General features: G+C 53.7%; 22 protein-coding genes, 1 tRNA gene and 2 pseudogenes. 17 read left to right on the top strand and 8 right to left on the bottom strand.

All coding sequences use genetic code 11. From position 1 onward, the window contains the following. Positions 1-44 precede the first annotated feature (44 nt). The 4 genes from QMX91_RS04065 (at position 45) to QMX91_RS04050 (ending at position 2,257) form a co-directional block, all read left to right on the top strand. Positions 45-791: a 2OG-Fe dioxygenase family protein gene (locus QMX91_RS04065; RefSeq protein ID WP_003220699.1), complete on the top strand. Its 747-nt coding sequence runs from the start codon at positions 45-47 to the stop codon at positions 789-791. 79 nt (positions 792-870) lie between these two features. After that, positions 871-1,248, top strand: a complete 378-nt coding sequence (locus QMX91_RS04060) for a GNAT family N-acetyltransferase (protein WP_003220700.1) — start codon at positions 871-873, stop codon at positions 1,246-1,248. After that, entirely contained in the window at positions 1,245-1,961 is a 717-nt protein-coding gene (locus QMX91_RS04055; protein ID WP_003220701.1) for an AzlC family ABC transporter permease, read from the top strand. The genes QMX91_RS04060 and QMX91_RS04055 overlap by 4 nt, the downstream gene beginning before the upstream one ends. Beyond that, positions 1,940-2,257 (top strand): AzlD domain-containing protein, encoded by a 318-nt coding sequence (locus QMX91_RS04050; protein WP_003220702.1) that lies wholly within the window; start codon positions 1,940-1,942, stop codon positions 2,255-2,257. Before QMX91_RS04055 ends, QMX91_RS04050 begins: the two co-directional genes overlap by 22 nt. Here the strand turns inward: QMX91_RS04050 and QMX91_RS04045 are convergent. Continuing rightward, positions 2,174-3,109: a LysR family transcriptional regulator gene (locus QMX91_RS04045; RefSeq protein WP_282412291.1), complete on the bottom strand. Its 936-nt coding sequence runs from the start codon at positions 3,107-3,109 to the stop codon at positions 2,174-2,176. The two genes, QMX91_RS04050 and QMX91_RS04045, sit on opposite strands and share 84 nt — an antisense overlap. Before the next feature lie 442 nt (positions 3,110-3,551). Between QMX91_RS04045 and QMX91_RS04040 the strand changes: the two genes are divergently transcribed. From QMX91_RS04040 to QMX91_RS04030, 3 genes are all read left to right on the top strand, one after another. Further along, positions 3,552-4,061 carry a PBECR2 nuclease fold domain-containing protein gene (locus QMX91_RS04040; RefSeq protein ID WP_167797058.1) on the top strand — a complete coding sequence of 170 codons (510 nt, stop codon included), beginning with the start codon at positions 3,552-3,554 and terminating at the stop codon, positions 4,059-4,061. Positions 4,062-4,369: 308 nt separating this feature from the next. Beyond that, positions 4,370-4,780, top strand: coding sequence for an MbcA/ParS/Xre antitoxin family protein (locus tag QMX91_RS04035; protein ID WP_007961687.1), 411 nt, complete (start codon positions 4,370-4,372; stop codon positions 4,778-4,780). Further along, entirely contained in the window at positions 4,777-5,457 is a 681-nt protein-coding gene (locus tag QMX91_RS04030) for an RES family NAD+ phosphorylase (protein WP_135294757.1), read from the top strand. The genes QMX91_RS04035 and QMX91_RS04030 overlap by 4 nt, the downstream gene beginning before the upstream one ends. Positions 5,458-5,508: 51 nt before the next feature. On the opposite strand, the gene QMX91_RS04025 is transcribed toward QMX91_RS04030, so the two are convergent. Continuing rightward, a complete protein-coding gene (locus tag QMX91_RS04025) occupies positions 5,509-5,784 on the bottom strand; it encodes a DUF3077 domain-containing protein (protein ID WP_282412290.1) in 276 nt (91 codons plus the stop codon). Between the two features lie 364 nt (positions 5,785-6,148). Between QMX91_RS04025 and QMX91_RS04020 the strand changes: the two genes are divergently transcribed. After that, positions 6,149-6,427, top strand: coding sequence for a hypothetical protein (locus QMX91_RS04020; RefSeq protein ID WP_282412289.1), 279 nt, complete (start codon positions 6,149-6,151; stop codon positions 6,425-6,427). 76 nt (positions 6,428-6,503) lie between these two features. On the opposite strand, the pseudogene QMX91_RS04015 reads toward QMX91_RS04020, so the two are convergent. Continuing rightward, a pseudogene (locus QMX91_RS04015) lies at positions 6,504-7,397 on the bottom strand (Abi family protein). Positions 7,398-8,192: 795 nt separating this feature from the next. On the opposite strand from QMX91_RS04015, the gene QMX91_RS04010 reads away from it, so the two are divergent. The 7 genes from QMX91_RS04010 to QMX91_RS03980 all read left to right on the top strand — a co-directional run bounded on the left by QMX91_RS04010 (position 8,193) and on the right by QMX91_RS03980 (position 13,111). Next, entirely contained in the window at positions 8,193-9,185 is a 993-nt protein-coding gene (locus QMX91_RS04010) for a hypothetical protein (protein ID WP_282412288.1), read from the top strand. Positions 9,186-9,925: 740 nt separating this feature from the next. Next, positions 9,926-10,459: a hypothetical protein gene (locus tag QMX91_RS04005; protein WP_282412287.1), complete on the top strand. Its 534-nt coding sequence runs from the start codon at positions 9,926-9,928 to the stop codon at positions 10,457-10,459. 257 nt (positions 10,460-10,716) lie between these two features. Further along, positions 10,717-10,890 carry a hypothetical protein gene (locus QMX91_RS04000; protein ID WP_282412286.1) on the top strand — a complete coding sequence of 58 codons (174 nt, stop codon included), beginning with the start codon at positions 10,717-10,719 and terminating at the stop codon, positions 10,888-10,890. Between the two features lie 211 nt (positions 10,891-11,101). Next, on the top strand, positions 11,102-11,308 hold the full coding sequence (locus QMX91_RS03995; RefSeq protein WP_282412285.1) for a hypothetical protein: 207 nt from the start codon (positions 11,102-11,104) through the stop codon (positions 11,306-11,308). Between the two features lie 302 nt (positions 11,309-11,610). Beyond that, complete coding sequence (locus tag QMX91_RS03990; RefSeq protein ID WP_282412284.1) at positions 11,611-12,372, top strand: hypothetical protein; 762 nt, start codon at positions 11,611-11,613, stop codon at positions 12,370-12,372. A gap of 180 nt (positions 12,373-12,552) precedes the next feature. Beyond that, positions 12,553-12,804, top strand: a complete 252-nt coding sequence (locus QMX91_RS03985; protein ID WP_282412283.1) for a hypothetical protein — start codon at positions 12,553-12,555, stop codon at positions 12,802-12,804. Between the two features lie 10 nt (positions 12,805-12,814). Further along, the gene (locus QMX91_RS03980; protein WP_282412282.1) at positions 12,815-13,111 is read left to right on the top strand and encodes a hypothetical protein; all 297 of its coding nucleotides are present in this window, start codon (positions 12,815-12,817) and stop codon (positions 13,109-13,111) included. Between the two features lie 1,049 nt (positions 13,112-14,160). Here the strand turns inward: QMX91_RS03980 and QMX91_RS03975 are convergent. Next, complete coding sequence (locus tag QMX91_RS03975; protein WP_282412281.1) at positions 14,161-15,027, bottom strand: hypothetical protein; 867 nt, start codon at positions 15,025-15,027, stop codon at positions 14,161-14,163. A gap of 1,020 nt (positions 15,028-16,047) precedes the next feature. On the opposite strand from QMX91_RS03975, the pseudogene QMX91_RS03970 reads away from it, so the two are divergent. After that, positions 16,048-16,437: pseudogene (locus QMX91_RS03970) on the top strand (tyrosine-type recombinase/integrase); the annotation flags it as partial. Then, entirely contained in the window at positions 16,424-16,984 is a 561-nt protein-coding gene (locus QMX91_RS03965; RefSeq protein ID WP_282412279.1) for a hypothetical protein, read from the top strand. The pseudogene QMX91_RS03970 and the gene QMX91_RS03965, both read left to right, overlap by 14 nt. 119 nt (positions 16,985-17,103) lie before the next feature. Here the strand turns inward: QMX91_RS03965 and QMX91_RS03960 are convergent. From QMX91_RS03960 to QMX91_RS03945, 4 genes are all read right to left on the bottom strand, one after another. After that, positions 17,104-17,179, bottom strand: a tRNA-Thr gene (locus tag QMX91_RS03960). Between the two features lie 420 nt (positions 17,180-17,599). After that, a complete protein-coding gene (locus QMX91_RS03955; protein WP_282412278.1) occupies positions 17,600-18,835 on the bottom strand; it encodes a methyltransferase in 1,236 nt (411 codons plus the stop codon). Further along, positions 18,816-19,505, bottom strand: coding sequence for an ABC transporter permease (locus QMX91_RS03950; protein WP_007961692.1), 690 nt, complete (start codon positions 19,503-19,505; stop codon positions 18,816-18,818). Before QMX91_RS03950 ends, QMX91_RS03955 begins: the two co-directional genes overlap by 20 nt. After that, on the bottom strand, positions 19,502-20,197 hold the full coding sequence (locus QMX91_RS03945; protein WP_007961693.1) for an ABC transporter permease: 696 nt from the start codon (positions 20,195-20,197) through the stop codon (positions 19,502-19,504). Before QMX91_RS03945 ends, QMX91_RS03950 begins: the two co-directional genes overlap by 4 nt. Positions 20,198-20,239 lie beyond the last annotated feature (42 nt).

Genomic DNA, 20,239 nt, shown 5'->3' with positions numbered 1-20,239 from the left:
CCACCTAATAGATTAGGCCGCTCAACGCAGCGGAGAATTTGGTAATGATCGTTTTGAACAGAGAAGTGGGCGAATCGCTACGGCGCGACAAATATGTCAACGTCCAGGGTGGTGACTTCAATCTCTACGGTCATTTTGCCGACTTCGTCAGACTGACCAAAAGTTGGGAAAACATGGAGCCAGACAGTTATTACGGTCAGGCCGAAGCCGGCATGCGTTACCGTCGTTACAGCGACTTCGAGTACAACCCGAAAACACGTGAATTGAAGCAACTCGAGCATCGCGCGTACGTGCAGTCGAAAGAGAACAACGCCTACGTGGGCGGTGTTGTGCGGCACTTTCAGGACTTCTCTGATGAAGTGATCACTTCGCCGGTAATGCGCAGCCTGATCGACACCGATTTTGAAGTGTACAAAAGCGTGTTGCCGGAAGAATTGCACGATGAGATTTGGCAGTGCCAGATTCATCAGATCCGCATCGAGATCAAACCCGGCAAGCAACTGGAAATCACCCCGGAAGGGATTCACTGCGACGGCTATCCGTTCAGTGGTGTGCACTTCTGGGGGCGCAACAACGTCGAGGGCGCGGAAAGCCGTTTGTACGATGTTCACGAGCATCAACTGGCGTCGACCACCTACAAGGAAATCCTCGACACCACGTACTTCCTTGATCGCGACATGCGCCATTACGTGACTCCGGCGCGCAACACCCACACGCATGCCATGGCGTACCGGCAGATTCTGGCGATTTCCTTCTCGCGGCCCGGGACCGCTTTCGACATTGTTCGCTAATCAGATCACCCCAATCGATGGCGTCGAGTGCTCGACGCCGGTGGTGCTGCGACGCGCCACCGCCAAGGACGCGCAGCGCATGGAGCGCTTCTTCCGGCAGTTCGACGAAGTGTCGTTCTGCGAATGGCAGGACGCCAAATGCCTGCGCGGTGTATTGATCCAGAAGACCACCACGGCCTATCTGGCCTTCGACGTCGAAGGCGAAATCGTCGGTGCGGTGCTCGGCGGCATGCTCGGTAGTCGCGGCACCATCAACCACTTGGCGGTCAGCCCACGCTATCGCAGTCAGGGCGTCGGCCAGCGGTTGGTGGAAGCGGCGTCATCCGACATGAAACGGGTCGGTGTATTACGGATGTTTCTGTTCGTCGACGATGCTAACCTCGCGGGCAAGCGATTCTGGACTGCCCAGGGTTTTTGCGAACCCCACGGCGAGCGGACATTTGAGAGGGATCTATGAATGAAACGTCCGGCAGTGCGCCGCTGATGGCTGCTCATCAGCCATCGCGCACGTTTGCCGAAGCCAGCCCGGTGGTGGCCGGTTACTTCACGGTGTCGTTCGTGTTCGGGCTGATGGCGGTCAACGCCGGGCTGCCGATGTGGCTGCCGGTGGCGATGTGCTTGTTCGTCTACGCCGGCGCTTCGCAATTCGCCGCACTGGCGCTGATCTCCAGCGGCGCTTCGCTGACCACCATCGTGCTGACCACCTTCCTGATCAATGCGCGGCACATGCTGATGTCGGTGTACATGGCCAAGGCCTTGCGCGCATTGGGGCTCAGCCGCATGGAGCGCTGGGCTTACGCCGGTGGCCTGACCGACGAGTCCTTCGCGTTCCACAGCGTCAAACTGGGCACCGGCGCGCCGGTCAACATTCGTTACCTGATCGGCTTCAACCTGTTCTGCCACACCTCTTGGGTGCTGGGCGGATTGTTGGGCGCTGTCTGCGCGCAATATGCATCGCACCTGATCAAATATCAGCTCGACTACGCACTGACCGCGATGATGCTCTACGTGCTGGTGTCGCTGTGCAACACCCGCAACAAACTCATCGCCGCAGCAGCTGCCGTCGCCTGCATGGGCGCGCTGAGCCTGGTCGGTACTTCGCCGTTCAACGTTTTCATCGCCACGTTCGTGGGCTGCGGAGTGGGTGTATGCCTGACCAAACGTTCCTGATTCTGGTGGTCGCGCTGATGATGGCCGTGACCTTCCTGCCACGCGCGCTGCCGCTGCAAGTCAACACCGAGCACTGGCCGCCGTTCGTTGCGCGGGCGCTGGAATACCTGCCGGTGGCGATCGTCGCTGCGATCAGCCTGACACCCTTGTTGATCAAGGATCAGCACCTACAGCTCGATCGCCCGGAATTTTATGCAGCCATTCCGACGTTGTTATGTGCGTATTTCAGCAAAAACCTCTTTCTCAGTGTGGCGGTTGGGACGGCTGCGTACATTGCGCTCGGCTCGTTCATGTAGCGGCAGATCGACCACGTCATTCAGGGCCTGCCCCGACAGGTTCGGGTTGTTCACCGCCAGACGCACTTCGAGGAAATCCTCGAATCCGGGGAAAATCGTCAGGCCGTTCTTTTGCGCGGCCTCACGAGACACCATGCCCACCATGCCCACCGCGTCCATCTGCGTGATCAGCGACAGGGTCAGGGTTTCGCTGCAGGAATAGACCATGCGTTGACCGTTCTCGTGATTGCCCAGTCCGGCGTCGAGAAAACGCAGGAAACTGTGGGAATACGGACAATCTTCCGCAGGACGCACCTGAAACTTGTTGCCCAGCAACGTCAGTGGATCGTTTTCCTGCCCGCAATGGGCACCGACCACCTGCACCTGCACATCCGGCAAAACAATGCTCGGCAAACCCGGCCGCTGCGGGCCGATCAGCACCGCGAGGTCAAAGTCCTCATTCTTCAGCTTGCTGAGGTTTTCCATCGACTCGGCGTAGCTGAATTCCATCTGGTAATCGGGAAACACCTCAATCAGGCGTCCGATCATTCGCCGGTTGAAGTCAGACGACAACGTGTTGTTCAACGCAACCTTCAATGTGCGCTGGCCGGGTACCTTGAGCGCCTCGACCTTTTCTTCCATCTGTCGCGTGGCAATCAGCACTTTGTCCATGTAGGGCGTCAGCTCCGTGCCTTGCGGCGTCAGCGTCAGCCCTTTGTTGGAACGTCGAAACAAGCGGAAACCGAACTGCTCTTCGACCTTGTTCAACTGCGCGGCCAAGGCCTGCACAGTCAGGCACGAATGCTCGGCTGCGGCCGACAACGAGCCGGTCTGCACGATGCGCATGAGGTTGCGTAAGGTTCTGCTATCCATGGGTAATGCCCTCTGAAGTGGGCTGGGTATTGTTGTTTACGAGACTGCCGATCCGGCGTCATATGCCGGCTATATTCCAGCACCTGAGCATAGTTGTCGCGGGTTTAGTAGCGAATTGATGTCCCCGCCGATGGCTGGAAGCTGACACAGGATCGGGATTTTTGATGACGTGGGGGTGATTGGGGTCAAGAAAAGTGCCCGATTCGGACGAGTCGGGCATTTTTTTACGTCTCGGGACTACAGCTTTTTTGAATGTTTCCCACACCGAAACGCCACTGTTTTGCACCGTTGTCGGAAGCCTCCTATAGAAAAGAGCGAACGGGCTTATTTACCGCCCATGCACAAGTGGCTGAAATATCAGGTAGTTATTTTCGGGACTTTTGATCCGAGGCCATGGATTTCCAGGCAATGCCGGCATCCGCGAAGCTAGCGAGTCGATGCCATGAGTTTGCAGGGCAGCAGGGCGTTACCCGATCAAAAAAACTGGAAAGATCTGGGCTTACCGGATATTCGCGATATTGACCCTGGCCTTCTGATTTCTGCGGTTAGAGAGCTGCCAGGTGAACTGAGTCTTAATGCAGCGTGGGAGCAGGTTGCCAGAGGCTTCGGACTTGATCATGGTCTTGATGCTGTTCTGATCGAAACGCCATATGTGCCGATTTTGGTGAAGCGCGAGCATTTGCTTCATACGGTGGAAAAGCGCCCGAATGCCCGTGAGCGGTTCACCGAATTTGCGCGAGATACCCTGACGAGGCCGTTAGAGATATGGCGGGTTTCCTACGATGACGCCTCGTTTCGACTCTCTTTCATCGGTGCTTACAACGCGAGATACCAAATGCTGGTGGTGGTTCATGTTGAGCGCGGCAACGTACTCTGGAATTTCATGAATTGTGACAAGAAAGGCTTAAACAAGCATCGGCATGGTGAGCTGTTGTATCGACGTTACCGGTAGCTCAAACGAAAAAGGGCAGCCTTCTCAGGCTGCCCTTCACATGAATGTTGCTTGATATTGTGCTCCCTCAAGCAGGGGAGAAGAGGTCTCACCCGAGCGCTGATTTTCAGGTCATCAACGGGGTTCCTAACGCCGACTATTGCCACCTGAAGGCAGTCGGTTTCGCGCTCTTGAGCCGGATTCTCTGCCACCGAACATTGAGATGTCAACCTGGGTTTTGAGGATTTTTATTCGTATACGAATAACTCTATTGAAAATATTCATATCTGTACTACTCTCAGCTTGCGGATCTGCGAAGAAGGACAATCATGCCTACCTCATCCCCAGCCCTCACCCCGCGTGAACAACTCGACGTCCCCGAAGCCGGGCGCGTCGCGCTGAAGTTTTTCTTCAATCTCATGGAGCGCTGGGGTTGCAACGCCGAACAGCAGCGCACGTTACTTGGTGGCGTCGGCAACACCACGTTCTACAAGTACAAACACCTGCCGCCGAATATTCGCCTGCCGCACGACACGCTGGAGCGCATCTCGTATCTGATGGGCATTCACAAGGCCTTGAGCATCATCTTCAGCAACAGTCGCGAGCGTGCTTATACGTGGGTCAGCAGCCCAAACACGGCTGCGCCATTCAATGGTCGAACGGCGCTGGATTACATGCTCGCGGGGAGGGTGGTCGATATCGCCGACGTGCGCCGCTACCTCGACGGGGTGCGCGGTTGAAGGCCCCGCCCCTGGCTGAGCCGCAATGGCCGAAGGCCTACCGGATCGTCAACAGCAGCTTCCCGCCGATTGCGCTGTTCGAAGACGTACTCGACCCCGAAGACCTGGAAATCGCCTACGCGCTGGAAGCACTGACCAACGATCGCCTGATCGAGCAGGCCGGCGTCCTCGCCCGCGTGCGTCCAGAAGACCGACTCTCCGGCCCCGGTTCAACCCCGGTGATGGCGGCGTTCACCCACATCGGCAAAAGCAGCCGCTTCACCGATGGCACCTTCGGCGTCTACTACGCCGCCAGCAGCCAGGCTGCGGCTATCGCCGAGACTTGTTATCACCAGGAACGTTTCCTCGCGGCCACCAACGAGGCGGATCTTGAGTTGACCATGCGCACTTACGTCAATCGTGTGGTTAAGCCGCTGCATGATGTTCGTGATGACTTTCCCGATTTGCATCAACCCGATCCAGACGCCTATGGCCCATCCCAGGCGTTTGCCCGACAACTGCGTGAGTCTGAATCGTGGGGGATGCTCTACAGCAGCGTTCGCCTGCCGGGCCACGAATGTGTCGCCGCTTTCCGGCCGCCAGCGGTGTCGATTCCGAAGCAGGGCAAACATCTGCGTTATGTGTGGAGTGCGAGTCAACGCAGGATTTCGTTTGTGTTTGAGATCAGTCAGGTTTGAAGCGCAAAAAGCCCTCGCAGTACCGCGAGGGCTTTTTATTGGCGGTTTACGTCAATGGCTTACTGTTGGCGCATCCAGTACTTTCACCACATCGTCGATCAGCGCCTTGCTTAACTCCTGCAGGTACTGAGAGGCATAAGCGTGAAGATCCGGATCGCGCGAGACTGAAGTGTCCGCAGTGAGCAATCTTGAGATGTGAAGCAAGTGGGAGGCGTGAGAAAGGGCGGCTATTACCGGCACACCACGATTGGTGCGGAACAGCGCTTGATTGGCCTGGAAGGAAAAGTGCGTAAGGCCTGGTGTTTTCAAATCGAGGTAGTCGGTCATTTCGTTTCACCTGCCGTATCCAAGGCGTGAAGTGAGGTGACCGGTGTGGTAGCGCGGTGGATTACGGATGGATCGATGGCATTCATTTGTGAACTCCCTGTATCAAATGAGAGCTGCCAATTCGTTATCAGGCGAATGGGTGGCAGCTATGCGCGGGCTGATAAACCGGAGATACAGGAACCCGGCAGACCCGAAGATCTCCCACGCACAGCCGCCATTGCACGGTAATGCAGACAAAAAAATGCGCCGGCAAACGTGAATTGGGGCGCTGGTGCGCCTGTATCTTACCCGGGTTATCAGGCCCGGTCGCTGAATTGGCAGCGACGAGCTGAACGGTAGCTTTGCGAGGGTCGAATGAGCAACGGTGGCTAGTGGTGGCTTCTCGTTACAGCAGATTTCACAACGCTTAACGCCATACATACCGTCGATCTTTACCCATAAGCGTTTATGGTTTGTTTATACGGCGGGGCCGTATGGTGCGCCTTTTGACGGCTCGATTTGGTTGCTCATTGCCTACGCCAAGGCAAAGCTCGACAACTTGCCTGTAGCCTTAAGCAACTGGAAGGAGAAATCAGCGATGGTCGAAGAACTGGAGCAATTCCAGCAGGACTTGCGGGAATCTGTACGTCAGATGAAGGCTTGAAAGGTGTTAGGCAAAACGCTCTCTCTTGCCACTTCTCCGCGCGCAATGGCAAAAGCAAGAATGCTGGCGTCTCTTTCTACAACCGCCATTGCGGTTGATGTTTCCAGTCGTCTGGAAACCCCATAAGTCTTAAATAACCTGGCTCTCTCTGATCCAATATTTCAGCCAACTGAAACCTCCACTGGCTGTCTGGACTGATCAAATCGGTTAGATACGCCAGCATCGTCAGCACTATATATAGCCGCTGCTTAGGCTGAGGCCGGTCGCCAGGCGCATTTTGGATGACCCATTCCTTAGGTAAGGATGGTCGAATGGAGAGCTCCCGGTTCCAAAGTCGAGAGTGGTGGGCGCAACAGTTTCGGATGAAAGTCAGAGTGTGGAGCCAGGAGGCCAATACCTCGAAGGGGAGATTGAATCTGCTCGCGATTGCTTTTTTGTCGACGCTTTTGCCTATGGCATTGAACAGGGTGGACACGGTTCCAAGGCTCAGTTCTTCCAGAACAGCCTAGGCTGGTGGCAACTCGGGATGGGAATAGGTCGATCCGTAGAATCGAAAATAGTTATCGCGTGTGCGATTTTCAATTCGCTGCTGCTGGAGCTGATCAGCTTGGCTGCTCTTTTTTATACGATCAATTTCACGTCCAAGTTTGTTGCGTTCCTTGCTCAGTTGATCTCGCAGGGGCCGCAATAAATCCGAATGTGAGTATGACGAGGAGAAGATTGACGCATCAGCTATCCAGTCAGGCCCGTACTTCGGGCACATGTGATTGCTGATAGTCGCTCGTATGGCGACTTCGACACGTTCGATAGCATCCATGGTTATGCGTCGCAATGAGCCATCGAAACGGTAGATGTCGACGACTGCTTTCAGAGTGCTACCAGGCTTGAAGGTGTGTTCAGGGTTCGTTTCCTGAAAAGGGCGCATGTAGGGGCTCAGGCGAAACAGCGTGACCACTTCCAGGAAACGCATGGCGCGGTCGTCGTTGGCGACTTGCAGGCCTCGTTGCTTTAGCAGTTCCAATTGCTGTTCTACGCTGAGGGCCGGCTTGTCGAATGGCCTCATGTAGTTTTCTCCGGGCAAAAAAAAACCGCACGATTTGAGCTTGCTGACTGGGTCAACCTAGGCTTGGCGGGTGTGTTGGGGTGCATTATAGGTAGGTGCGAGAACCCGTAAATGTTGGGCTGATGTGAAATTGTAACGGCTCGAAGCGCGGGGATAAGGCTTCGTCTGTTGATTGAGATAAGGCGTCGCTGGCCTTGTCGCTGCAATGTGGAATCTTTTGGGGAGTTCCAAACGCCAGAAACAACAAAGCCCCTGCATTTCTGCAGGGGCTTCGTTTTGTATGGTGCCGGCACCAGGAGTCGACCCCGGGGCCTACTGATTACAAGTCCAAACAAAGATCTTGCTATCGCTGGGCAAACGCCGGAACCCAATATTTTCTGGACCTTATGGGAAATAGATCTCATATATTCCTCTCAGGTGTGGACAATTTTTGGACGTTTCACGCACAGGATTTTCGCTCCCGTTCTCGTAGTCGCGCAGTGTGATACAGATCTTCGTCTACGATCATCTGCTATGTCAGTGGGCTAGGGGGCCGTTAGCAATGGCTGTCGTTTTGCACAAAAAATTGCGAACTCGCGCTATAGCTTGTGCCTGTGGAAGCGCATGCTCGTTCTTTGCTGGTGTGAGTTGAAAGAAATCTAGGATCATGGTCATCACGACCTATCCTGACCAATCGACAATAAACGACCGTCGGAGTTACCCATGTCTGACCTTTTGAAAGATACGCCCGCTGCCCTTAGATGGGCGGAAGAAGCTGAGCGGCGCCACGCTCTAGGGAAATTTGGCGAGATTGTACGCGCCGTTATTTGGACTGACTCTCGCAATGAACATGGAGAGCTTCAGGTCGACGTCGACCCGAATAGGCTGGTCGCACAGATCAATAGCAATCCTTTCACCCTTCTTCATAACCACGATCCTGGACTTCCCAAGGGAAAAGTATTGGAAAGCGAGTCGTTCGAAAGCGAAGAGGGCCAAAAATTTGTTGCCGCGCTGATCGGATATTACGCGGGCGGGGATGTCCTCAATTTTAGTGATTTAGGTCTTGATGACCAAGCATTGGTGCCACCGCCTGAGACGCTCCCTCCGCTACCTGATGATATGTGGCTCGAGATCGCAACAGATCCAAGGGAGGTTGAAGAAGAGTGGTTGAACCAAGTTGCCAACGACTCACCTGTCAAGATTGAGCGCGGTGAGCTCTCTCATAATGCCGCCGATTCCCTGCAAGAGTTGATCAGAATCGGTATCCCTTACGTAATTCTTGTCTGGAACCCTTTCGTGAAGGCATTCGCCTCTGAAGCGGGAAAAGCCTCATATGCAGGAATTCATGGTTGGTTAAAGCGCCTGCTTAGTCGAGCGGCCGAGCGACGTAGCCCCATTATTGACTTCCACTCGTTCTATGAGGGATGTCAAATCTCATTCTTGTACAGGGGAACTGACGTCAAAAAGCTTCATGCAGCTCTAGATGCTTCAGCAGGTGCTGCCGGCCAAGCGGCGCGCTTAGCCTCTAGGCTAAAAGCTCGAGGAATGGTTTGCCGGCAGCTTGTCTATGAGTTTGATAAAGAAGCTCTTTTGTGGGTTCCCTCTTTTGCCTTGCTGGACGATGATCGAATTATTACCGACAACCTAGCGCTGATATCCGTTGAGAATCTTCCGAAAGGTTTGAGTCTCGGATTGACACGAAGTAAATCTCTCTGAAGCCAAATTTAGCGGCTGGAACACTGCGCATACTCCCGCAGCCCCTGATTCACCAGGGTTGCGGGCTCCCTTCGAAGTCCAAACGATTCAGAGTTTTCGCCAGTTTCCCGATGAGTTCTGATTCAAAAAATACGGCGAAGTCCTAATTTTTTCTGATCTCTATCCAACGAAATAAGGTGATATCGCTGGACGGAGTGGAACGACGTTTTTCGAGTAAGTGTGCAAAGTCTCTTCATTTATTTTCAATACTTTGCATCAAATGAAGTTGACCTTCGTCATCTATAACTCAGCCAGCTTGGGTTGAAGATTCAATTTCACTCCCGCAGCGCTTTCAAAAAAAACGACACGACCCCGTCGGCGGGAGGGAGAAAAGTGCCTTTCTCCGTTCTTTTGTTTGTGGCTGATTTTATCAATGCGATCCAGAAATATGCCTTGTGAAAGCCCGTGCGGATGGTCGCTATCACAATCTGAAAGCGCCGAAGCTACAGGGGGGTGTCTTCAAATCGACGGGGTAGGGCTTTCAAGGACGGCAGTATGGCCCCACCTTTGGGGTGCGGGGGTCGTTTCTTTTCTGGCTGATCGAGCACCAGGAGATCATCACGGTGTTGGCTTCAATGGCGTAGAACCTAGTTGGGATGAGATCTCGTAATAATGTGGTAACAGCTTAAGCGACTCCCTTGCTGCTAACGATCATCTGCAGGTAGGAGTAAACTGCTGCACTGGCCGGAACGGAGACCGATGTGACCGCCTATTTTCCAGCGCTGACCATCGGTGGTCAGACTTACGATTTCTCTCACCTTGAGCCGTTCACGTTTGCGATCCAAAGCCAACTGGCCAAACGTGAGTTGCAAGTGCATGTCACGTTTTCGAGCCATTGTTTCACTCAGGGCTACGACGCAACAATGCATCCTGCTGGTGAGCCTATTATTCTGGATGGCGCTAAACGGCAACGTACTTTCTGTGCGATCCGCTATCGACTTTCGCTTGTCTTACCTGCGGTTATTCAAGGATTGAACCATCCTCAGGCAAAGGTCCACGAGACAGCTGCGATGCGCAATTGGGCCTATTCCATGACAATTCAAGACCCCAGCGGCCCCTACCACGTATTTTTTGAAGTGCGTAGGGCCGCAGAGGACAGACCGCAGGATTTGAATCTGGTTGTAGAAAGCGCTTACCACCAAACCGACAAGCCACCGAAGCTTTTCGGCAAAATGGGATTCATGCTGCTGTGCGGTAAGGTCTACATGCGACAACCGACCTCAACCAAGCGTTAGTGTCGAAAAACGAAAAAAGGCGCCATGGGCGCCTTTTTCGATTTGGTAAAGCAGATCCAGACACCACTTACGAACCGCCTTGCGCGATTACGGCTTTCGCCGCTGGGAAGCGCTCAATCTCATCTGGTCAGTCGCTTCGATGAGCTAAATGTAGAGAACACTGACGAATTCGTCAATGAATTCTCTGCTAGAGAGGAATTAATCCGACAATCGAGCACATTTTCAAAAGAAAGCGCTTTAAAACGAAAAAAGGCGCCATGGACGCCTTTTTCGATTCGGTAAAGCAGATCCAGACACCACTTGCGAACCGCCTTGCGCGATTACGGTTTTCACCGCTGGGAAGCGCTCAATCTCATCTGGTCAGTCGCTTCGATGGGTTAAATCTATCAAAAATTGACGAATTCGTCAATGAATTCCTCCGTAAAGATTGATTCGATTTTCTGCAAAAAAAATGATTAGAAACGATCTCAACACGAATGTGACCGAAATCAGTAAATTGTGCGTAATGAAAAGCAAAATATTGCAAATCCTCCATTTGGCATCCTATTAAGGATGCTCAGTCACTTGAAATTCAAGGATTTTGCTTCTGGCGGACAAAGAAACGAAGGCTATAGTGATTTACCACCTTAAGGAGACCTATCTATGAAAACTTGCACCGTGAATGGCGATATGGCCGCTGATAGCGCAGCGGACCAGTATCCAACCGTTACCTTATGTGATGATTGCGTTGAAGCCGACCAAAAGCAAAAAGGCGATTCACAGATCCTTTCTACTGAGGCTTACGACCCAAATTATGGCGAAAGCTGTGAATGGTGTGGTGTCGAAGCGAGTGAAGAGAAAGGCGATTAAAATGTTCACCGCGCCCTCAATATTGTAAACAAGCCTGAGGGCGCCTACCTGGTGCAGCGCTGGTGATTTCCCTCTATTTATGTGCATCAGACGCTTCAACTGCCGGATCGTTTTCAGAAAATCATCGTGTTACGGTCTTCAGTAACCTCCCTATACAGTTCGCACGCTGATGGTTCAAGAGAGCTAAACACCTACATTGCCTTCTATGAACGCGGTGACGTCTTCGATCAATGTCTTCTGCATACGGCAAGCAGCCAGTCATACGCATCATTGGCAAATTCCGATTGTCTGGTAAGACCGAAATGTTCATCGACAGTGCCATAACGAGCTTGCGTAAAACGGGTATCGAGCTGCAATTTGCACAAGGAAACATCCTGCGTATGACAGAGTCACGTAAAGCACTGATCAAACTGACGTTACTCACCACGGCATTGATCCTTGCAAATTTATTGATCCCCTTCTTGGGCAAGTACCTGAGCCACGAAGAAGTGTCGTTCATCGTGCTCGCAGTGGTTCCTCTTGGCGGTGCCGTTTACGCGGTAAGCAATCGTAAGAAAATCAACGTTTTCGTAAAAAACTGGCCTTCGTCGCTTCTCTATACAGCAGTCGTTTTGTACGGCTGCAAGATCCTCGCGGAAAAGGTCATCAATGCGCGGACCGGCATTGAGGTTGAGAACATCCGCTACGCATCGACAATAGGAGGATTTATTTACTCCGTACCCTTCTCCTTGATTCTGATCGGCTTGGTCATGTACGGGCGCATGGGCTTGCAGTTTCTTTATTCCAAACCTGTGAAAACCAACCCGGATGAAATCGAGCATTTCCCTTGGCTGAAAATCTTTTTCGTCGGATCAATACTCGGTCTGGGTATTCTCACATTCGAGCCGGCAGACGCCTTCATTCCCTACACGCTGCTCGCTGACACCTCCAAGGTCACAACGTGCGGGCCAGTGGAGCAGGACGTTGTCTACGTCCGGAAGAACTCTGAGATGTGCAAACGGATACACGTCAATCCATTTGAAGGAGTCTTCGAATCAACGGATGTGCCCAGCAAATCCGGGTAAGGCGATCGAATACCAAAAAACCCGTTTCTGCTTCGGCTGAAACGGGTTTTTTGTGGGAGAAAGCATCGGATCTCTGATGTCCGATTACCCTTAGTCGTTTCGTCGGCAGGAATAGATGGGCCAGACAATGCATGATTATACTGTCTATGCATACAGTATAATTGTTGAGGGTATCGATCCATGGGTCATCAGATTGTGGACGCTTCACGTCCCCAGCCAGCCGGACTTTCACAATGGCGAGCCATGCTGATGGATCAGCCCGCACTGCTCACACAGCCAGGTGCACATCACAAGACATTGCTGGCCTGGGCTTATGCGATGCATCGAGACAAGGTCATCGACAGCGACGAGCTGAGTGAATTGCTAGAGCTGGCAGACGGGGCATTGGCTTTCGCCGTTGAAGCGGTGCTCGATATAGACAGTGACGAGTAGGGAGGCCGGCATGCGCGTACTGGTCACCCCAATGAGATACCGCGGTATCGCACTCGACCCCAAAGCGCGGCGTCAGTATCCACCGATCAGGGGGAATGTCATGGTCAATTCATCGGTCTGTCAGGAACTGGGCCGTGCAGCGAACGTTGCCAGGGTGGAGGTGGGAATGCCACTCGATCCCGATCCACTACCTCCGCTGCTAGATGCAACGCTTGCAGGTATGGCAGTGACTGGGTTTGTGTTGAGCGGCATCAAGTACATCGATGGTTGCGCTTACGCGCAATCTTGGTGGTGTCGGCAGGGATAACGGGCAGATAGGTTTCTAATGAAAGCAGGGGCCGAAGCCCCTGCCGTTGCTCTATTAGATATCCCGAACGAGAATAACCAGGCGAACTGACCAATAGACGGCCTGCAGCGCTCGAATCATCTCTTCAGGAAGATACCGATTTAGTAGTAGCTTCATGTTGGTAACCTAGAAAGGTTAGTAGAAACCGTCACCTAGTAGAAAAGGTAGCGGAGTTTCCCACTTTCCTGGTAGCTCGCCTCGCTATTATCGCAGGTCTCTACTATCAGCAATCTTAGCTAGCGGAATTGTTTAGCTAAACTAATATCGTAACTAACGATACTTTGACAAGTTATCTAGCTTGACGAGCCAGTCACAGAGCCATAACCTTCAAATTGTCTAGATCCAAAGATGTACAGCTTTAAGTGGTGCAATAGGATGCTACCACAGGTTTTCCGAAAGGATATCAACCTGAAAGCGTCTACCTGAGGCCCGCCGCGCGCGGGCCTCGTCTTTTTTAACGGCTAAACCTACACCCGTCTATAAGGTACATTCGGTCTAACGCGCGTTCTGCTTGGGCTTGGCTGGTCGTCGCGTCTTGCCAACCTATATGTACACTAAACTTTATTATTTTTCCTATATTCAAAAAAAATCCGACGAACGGTCGTGGCTAACTAGTCGCATGCGAATAACACATCAAGAAGTTGTTTTTTTGCATTCGGAAAGATATCGGCGTAATCACGGAAAAAAGGATATTTGCACATACAAACGCTATTGGGATTACGATACGCCGTTAGATTGGTTCAGCAAACCGCCGCGCTCATCAGCATCTGAATGATGTCTTTGAAATGGTTTGAAAGACCGGAAATCTGTACGGGTCGCGGATCTAGCATTAAGCTGCGGCGCCATTCGAGAAGTAGTTCATGCCAGTTATGCGGGACATCAAATTCGCCTCAATCCTCCTCATCACGCTGATAGCGGGTTGCGCCTTTGTGCGTTATTGGTGATGTCGAGAGGGCTAATGAGCCCTCGTCGATCAATCCAAAGTCAAAAGCACCAAGGCATTGAAAGGATCACTCAACTTCCAGCTTGAGTTTGAATCCTTCAAAGGAGACCCAGCATTTGCCAGGTGCAAAGTTCAAACGAGCACGAACCTCATGAGTTCCATCGTAACCTTCGGCTATGAGAGCTGCTTCAATCTCGTGAGCTGCGTTGTGAACCTGCTCTTGAATTCTGAGCATCTTATCTTGCTGTTGGTCCGATGACCTCACGCCAGATATAGATACACCATTGGTAGAGTACCCTCCCCCCAAAGATGCCAGGAATGTTCCATCAGATAATGCCGTGATGACATTGACGCCTGCGGCACGGAGCTTCTTCCGGTCGTCGTCGGTGTAATTCTGCGCTACACCCAGAACCCCGCTGAGCTTTGCTGTACCGGTAAGCTCTGGCCAGTTGGAATTCAAAGTTTCAATGACAGAGCTGTCGTTCCACTGGCCGTGTTGGTAGATGCCAATTGCATGAAAGACATCTTTTGTAGGATATCCGAATACTACTGGCCCTGTGCGGTCAACGAAGCTTCCGTTCGTTGGATGCACCGACTCACCCAGATGTAGATGGTAAACACCCCAATCGAGAAGTAAGGGATCCTTGCCCATGACTCGCTCAATTCCTAGGCTTAGGTGAGGCGCAAGGTTTGCCCCGCTCTCAATCTTAGCCTTGAGTGCATTCCATCCGGACTCAAGCTCGGACGGACAGACAAAAGATGCCGATAGCTTGATGACGCGTGGGCGAGGCTCAATTCGACGTTTACCCGCGTGAAAAAACAGTATAGGAAGCTCAGTTTCAGACACCTGGCTAACATCCATCGCCCAGTCATCCGTCATAATTCTCCGTAATTCTGCTGTCCAATCTTTGACGAAATCGGCTTGAAGAAGCATTTTCTATCCTTGAGCTACCAGCGTTGGAATTAGAGGGAGCCAGCCCTCTCTAGGGTCTAAATAGTAATGGCAAGTGGCTATTCATGGTAGACCACAGCAAATTGATGAAAGTAGTGAATGGTGTAGGAGCCTGCATAGTGAACAAAAACTACGCCCAAAAAAAAACCGCCTTAGGAGGGCGGTTTTTCATCGCAATACCGGTTAGGAGCCGGGCTTGCTCGTTCACAGGGAACGCTTGCTGTTCGTGAAGCTTACTGTCAGTGGCACCACCATGCAATAAATTACGATTAGTGGCAGTTCGGTAGACGTTTTCCAACCACAGGCCTTGATTTTAGGCGGTTGGCTGGTAAAAGCACGGCGGTCTGTCGGTTGTGTTCCTTGGATGTGCCGCGCTGGCCTATTTCCTCCCGGATTTTCGGTTAACATAGGCTCATTCCGCGTTCGTCACCTTTTTTAAAGCTGGCCGGGTAAGCGCGAGAATGTACGCCCTCCCGACACGGATTAGGAACCCGTGCCGGACCGCTCGATTCGGGAGGACCCAAGCCCAGCCGCCTCACAGGGAATGCTTGCTGTAAGCGCCCCAAAGGTACGCATGTTCCGGTAAGCGTACTGGAGGTTTGGCCCAACCTAGGGAGGGCCAAGTATGTCTAAGTTCAGACGTACGTGGGACTTCGTGGTGGTTTGTGTACGTGTTCATCACGTTTACGAACTGCTCCGAGACTACTTTGACGATCTGTAAGATCCGATGAGGGAAACCGCCTCTGCTTCGGCTGAGGCGGTTTTTTTTGCCTACAGAAAAAACCCGCCAATGCAGGGTTCTCGGGTTTCTTCCTTCCTCTCGGGTCAGCTTGGTGGCTGAAAAGATGCGAAGCAGTCCTACAGATCACCCATGGGATATTTGTTAAAAAATACCCGTCCTACGGCCCGTTGCCCTAGGCAACAGAAAAGGATTTTCTAATGCCCTACGTCCTGTCCTTCGAAGTCCACAAACGCTACGACATACCTGCAGCCACGGTGAGCCGCCAAGTTCGTGACGGGCGTATTCATTACGCTCGCACCAAGTCATCAAAGAACCGGTCGATTCCAATCTGCAAGGAGTTGCAGAAGAAGATCAGGGCGGCGATCCCATTCGGTGACTGTTACAAGAAGTTCGGCGAGGCGGTTGAGGGGATCGGGTTGGAGCTGCCGGCCGGGCAGATGACGCATGTTTTGCGGCATACGTTTGCTAGTCATTACATGATGAATGGCGGGGATATTCTGACGTTACAGCGGGTGCTTGGGCATGCTTCGTTGGCTATGACGATGCGGTATGCGCATTTTAGTCCGGGGCATTTGGCGGAGGTGGTGAATTTGAATCCGCTTTCGGTGGGTGAGGCGGGCAGCCGGGAGGTGGGTGATGGGAGAGATTGATTGGTCGCCGGTAGTGGAGTCTTTGGCTAAGGCCAACTGGACTGCGATTGTGGTTGCTCTTGTATCGGGCGTAGTGGCGATTAAAGCGCCGTTGTTACTTTGGAAGAGGCAATCGGAGCGAGAGAGTGCCAGCGTTAAAGCTGCATTGTTTGCAGAGGTGTCGGCTCTTGTTGAAATTGTTGAGCGACGAGGTTTTATTGATGCTCTCCGTGAGAGGCAGGCTACGTTAGCTAGCCGGCAGGCTTCCGCACAGCGGACTTCCGACGTTGCGCCTGAATTTTACGAAGTCCTTATCGATAACCAATTCAACAGGGTGTATCAAGCTAATCTTACGAGATTCGGAGTACTTACTGTCGAGGAAGCGGGGCAGCTTGTGCGTTTCCATCAGTTTGCTGACAGCGTCAGGTTGGACGTTATACCGGGGGGAGGATTGGCTGTCGGAACCAACAATCCTGATTTGTTTCAGGAAGCAGCCGATCTGCTACAGACGGCAATGGAAATAGGTTACTCGTTAACGGCTGCGAATGCTGGCGCCTCGCGAAAATAGCCGCTGTTTGTGGAAATAGAAAAACAAGTGTGGACACTTTGTGGACGTTTTCACTATTCGACGTGAAGAATTCTTTTGGTCCAGAAACGACAAAGCCCCGCATTGCGGGGCTTTGAATATGGTGCCGGCACCAGGAGTCGAACCCGGGACCTACTGATTACAAGTCAGTTGCTCTACCAACTGAGCTATACCGGCGTGTGGGCGACGATTATAGCGATTGGGCTGGTTCTGTAAACCCCTGAATTCAGACTATTTTTACGCAGGCGCTGGATCAGGCTTGGCGTGAGTGGTGTCGCCGAGTTTTTAGCCGCAAAACCGAGGTGCTACGCGATCAAGCCAGAATGAGCGTGAGGGCAGGATTTCTGCACCGTTCAAGCACCCATTTCACCCGTTTATGTCGTTTTGATTGGAAGCTTATGCACAACGGATCGACGCAACTGCAGTATTGCGGGGGATTTTGTGGACACGTTCTCATTTTGTGCGCAAATCCCTGTTTTACAGGTTTTTTATCAATATGAACAAAAAATGACCAATGCTGTTTAAGCGGTCTAACGGCCGTGAATATTGGATCCACGGGAAAACCATCAACAGAGTTATCCACAGGCTGTAAAGATTTCAAGCGCGCTCGGCCAACAGCAGGAAATTACGCGGAGTCAGCGGTGCGTCGCAGAAGGTGCCGAGGCGTACGACGTATCCCTGTTCGGCGAGGAAAATGGCTCGATCAAGATTCAGCCAAAGCTCCAGCGGTCGTCGGAACAGTCCGCGCAGTAATTCCAGGTTGCGAACTTCGGCCAATCGCTGCCAACCGGCAGCTTCCAGTGCCTGCCAGTTCGGCGTGCCGATTGTGGATAACTCCTTCAATGCAGCCAGATCGCGGCAGTAATCGGCGAAGGTTTTTTCCAGCCAGGCGCTGGGCAGGGACGGGGTGGGCAGGTATTCGTCTACTCCGCGCACTTGTCGTTGCAGCAGATCAAAGGCCAAACGTCGGGCCATGGAGGTGTCGCGCTGACGTCGGACCCGTGCACCGGCGGTGACGGTTTCGCTCATTGGCAGTGCCAGATCTTCGAGCGAGAGCTGTAGGGCGGATCGCATGCCGGCGCAGGACAATGCCTGATACTCGCTGCGATCAATCCGGTTGTAACAGCACGGGGCGATGGCCATCTGCTGACATCCGTCAGCGCTTGCCAGTTGCATCAAGCGCACATGCAGATCGCCGCAGGCATGCAGGGCGACCGGGGTGTGCTGAGCACTTATAACGCTCGCTGCGTCTGCCGCCAGTACATCCTGCTCGACATGCAGGGCGTGCAAATGATGGCGCTGACTTAATGCCTGACCACTGGCGACCAACGCCGGATCGTATTCGATACAAGTCAGTTGTTGCCCCGTACCCAACAGGCGTCGGCCCAGATGTCCTTTGCCGGAACACCAGTCCAGCCAGTGCGTCGGCTGCGAGGCAAAAGACAAGCGACTGGCGAACGCCTCGATCTGCTGCCACTTGCGCCCCGGCACATCGACATTCAATCGGTGGCCTGGGGTTTCCAGCGCATGCTCCGGTAGCTCACCAACCGCGCTCAGCTCAATCGACAATGCCGCCAATGAGGCGAACGGCTCCGGGGCATCGGCGAGATCGGCGGGATGATTATGTGCACGCTCTGCATCTTCCAGCGATCGTCCGCGTAGCCACGAAGCCAATTCGGGGTAGGCGGTTTCCCATGGGAGCGAAAGATGAGTGAACGGACGAGGTTTCCACAGCGCCTGATGCTCAATCAGAAAAGCATCCAGCGCGGTGAAGCGGGCGAGTAGGGCCTCGCCCGTCAGCACGTGGGAAGTTTCAACGCCCTTGGCAGGCATCGACGCGCAACCAGCGCTCCAGCAGCTTGAAGCCGCGCACCAGCACGTAGGACATCAGCAGATAGAACACGCCGGCGGCGAAAAAGATTTCCACCGGCAGGTAGGTCCGGGCGATGATCGTGCGGGCCATGCCGGTCAGTTCCAGCAGGGTCACGGTGCTCGCCAGCGCGCTGGCCTTGAGCATCAGGATCACTTCATTGCTGTAGGCCGGCAGGCCGATGCGCGCCGCTCGCGGCAGCATGATGTAGAACATCGCCTTGGGCTTGGACATGCCCAACGCCCGCGCCGCCTCGATTTCGCCCGGCGGAATCGCCTGGATCGCGCCGCGCAGGATCTCGGCGATGTACGCCGCTGTGTGTAGGGTCATGGTCGCGGTAGTGCACCAGAACGGATCGCGCAGGTAAGGCCACAGCGCGCTGTTGCGCACCGCATCGAACTGCGCCAGGCCGTAATAGACGAGGAACAGTTGCACCAGCAGCGGCGTGCCACGGAAAAAGAAGATGTAGGCGTAGGGCAAAGCGCGCACGTACCACAGCTTCGAGGAGCGGGCGATGCCCAGCGGAATGGCCAGCAACAGGCCGGCAATCACGGCAATCGCCACCAGCTCCAGGGTCAGGGTCGCGCCCTGCGCCAGTTTCGGCAGCCATTTGATGATCACTTCCCAGTTCATGAGGCGCTCCTCGCAAAGCCGCGAGCGGCGCGTTTTTCCAGGAAGTGCATGCCGGTCATCGCCAGCACCGTCAGGCCGAGGTACATGACCGCCGCCACCAGATAGAAGGTGAACGGTTGTTTCGACACGGTCACGCCGATCTGCGCGTGACGCATGATTTCTTCCAGGCCGATCACCGACACCAGCGCGGTGTCTTTCATCAGGATCATGAACAGGTTGCCCAGGCCGGGCAGGGCGATGCGCCACATCTGTGGCATGATCAGCTTGGTGAAGATCCGCCATTTCGACAGGCCCAGCGCCACGCCGGCCTCACGGTGGCCCTTGGGAATGGCGAGGATCGCGCCGCGGAACACTTCCGTGGCGTAGGCGCCGAAGCACAGGCCCAGCGCAATCACGCCGGCGGCGAAGGCGCTGAGTTGCAGGTCGGGATTGCCGAAAAACTCACCGAGGCTACGCATCAGGTTGACCGTACCGAAGTAGATCAACAGCACCCAGAGCAATTCCGGGACGCCACGCACCAGGGTCGAATAAGTGCCGCCAAGCCATTGCAGCGGCTTGTACGGGGAAGTCTTGGCCAAGGCGCCGAGCAGACCGAGCACCAGTCCCAGGCACAGGGCCGTCAGCGCCAGTTTGACGGTCATCAGCGCACCGGCGGCGAGGGCCGGGCCGAATCCGTAGAGGTCGATAATCATGGATTTCTTTTCAAATCGCGGCAGGCAAGGCCGGGAGCCGGC

The organism is Pseudomonas sp. PS01299 (assembly GCF_029960145.1).
In the GTDB taxonomy this organism is placed as follows: domain Bacteria; phylum Pseudomonadota; class Gammaproteobacteria; order Pseudomonadales; family Pseudomonadaceae; genus Aquipseudomonas; species Aquipseudomonas putida_A.
This window is presented reverse-complemented; position numbering and strand designations above follow the sequence as displayed.

Excerpts from the sequence above, each read along its gene's own strand:
- QMX91_RS04065 (WP_003220699.1), top strand. The coding sequence starts at position 45 with ATGATCGTTTTGAACAGAGAAGTGGGCGAATCGCTACGGCGCGACAAA.
- QMX91_RS04060 (WP_003220700.1), top strand. The coding sequence starts at position 871 with ATGGAGCGCTTCTTCCGGCAGTTCGACGAAGTGTCGTTCTGCGAATGG.
- QMX91_RS04055 (WP_003220701.1), top strand. The coding sequence starts at position 1,245 with ATGAATGAAACGTCCGGCAGTGCGCCGCTGATGGCTGCTCATCAGCCA.
- QMX91_RS04050 (WP_003220702.1), top strand. The coding sequence starts at position 1,940 with ATGCCTGACCAAACGTTCCTGATTCTGGTGGTCGCGCTGATGATGGCC.
- QMX91_RS04045 (WP_282412291.1), bottom strand. The coding sequence starts at position 3,109 with ATGGATAGCAGAACCTTACGCAACCTCATGCGCATCGTGCAGACCGGC.
- QMX91_RS04040 (WP_167797058.1), top strand. The coding sequence starts at position 3,552 with ATGAGTTTGCAGGGCAGCAGGGCGTTACCCGATCAAAAAAACTGGAAA.
- QMX91_RS04035 (WP_007961687.1), top strand. The coding sequence starts at position 4,370 with ATGCCTACCTCATCCCCAGCCCTCACCCCGCGTGAACAACTCGACGTC.
- QMX91_RS04025 (WP_282412290.1), bottom strand. The coding sequence starts at position 5,784 with ATGACCGACTACCTCGATTTGAAAACACCAGGCCTTACGCACTTTTCC.
- QMX91_RS04010 (WP_282412288.1), top strand. The coding sequence starts at position 8,193 with ATGTCTGACCTTTTGAAAGATACGCCCGCTGCCCTTAGATGGGCGGAA.
- QMX91_RS04000 (WP_282412286.1), top strand. The coding sequence starts at position 10,717 with ATGGACGCCTTTTTCGATTCGGTAAAGCAGATCCAGACACCACTTGCG.
- QMX91_RS03995 (WP_282412285.1), top strand. The coding sequence starts at position 11,102 with ATGAAAACTTGCACCGTGAATGGCGATATGGCCGCTGATAGCGCAGCG.
- QMX91_RS03990 (WP_282412284.1), top strand. The coding sequence starts at position 11,611 with ATGTTCATCGACAGTGCCATAACGAGCTTGCGTAAAACGGGTATCGAG.
- QMX91_RS03985 (WP_282412283.1), top strand. The coding sequence starts at position 12,553 with ATGGGTCATCAGATTGTGGACGCTTCACGTCCCCAGCCAGCCGGACTT.
- QMX91_RS03980 (WP_282412282.1), top strand. The coding sequence starts at position 12,815 with ATGCGCGTACTGGTCACCCCAATGAGATACCGCGGTATCGCACTCGAC.
- QMX91_RS03975 (WP_282412281.1), bottom strand. The coding sequence starts at position 15,027 with ATGCTTCTTCAAGCCGATTTCGTCAAAGATTGGACAGCAGAATTACGG.
- QMX91_RS03965 (WP_282412279.1), top strand. The coding sequence starts at position 16,424 with ATGGGAGAGATTGATTGGTCGCCGGTAGTGGAGTCTTTGGCTAAGGCC.
- QMX91_RS03955 (WP_282412278.1), bottom strand. The coding sequence starts at position 18,835 with ATGCCTGCCAAGGGCGTTGAAACTTCCCACGTGCTGACGGGCGAGGCC.
- QMX91_RS03950 (WP_007961692.1), bottom strand. The coding sequence starts at position 19,505 with ATGAACTGGGAAGTGATCATCAAATGGCTGCCGAAACTGGCGCAGGGC.
- QMX91_RS03945 (WP_007961693.1), bottom strand. The coding sequence starts at position 20,197 with ATGATTATCGACCTCTACGGATTCGGCCCGGCCCTCGCCGCCGGTGCG.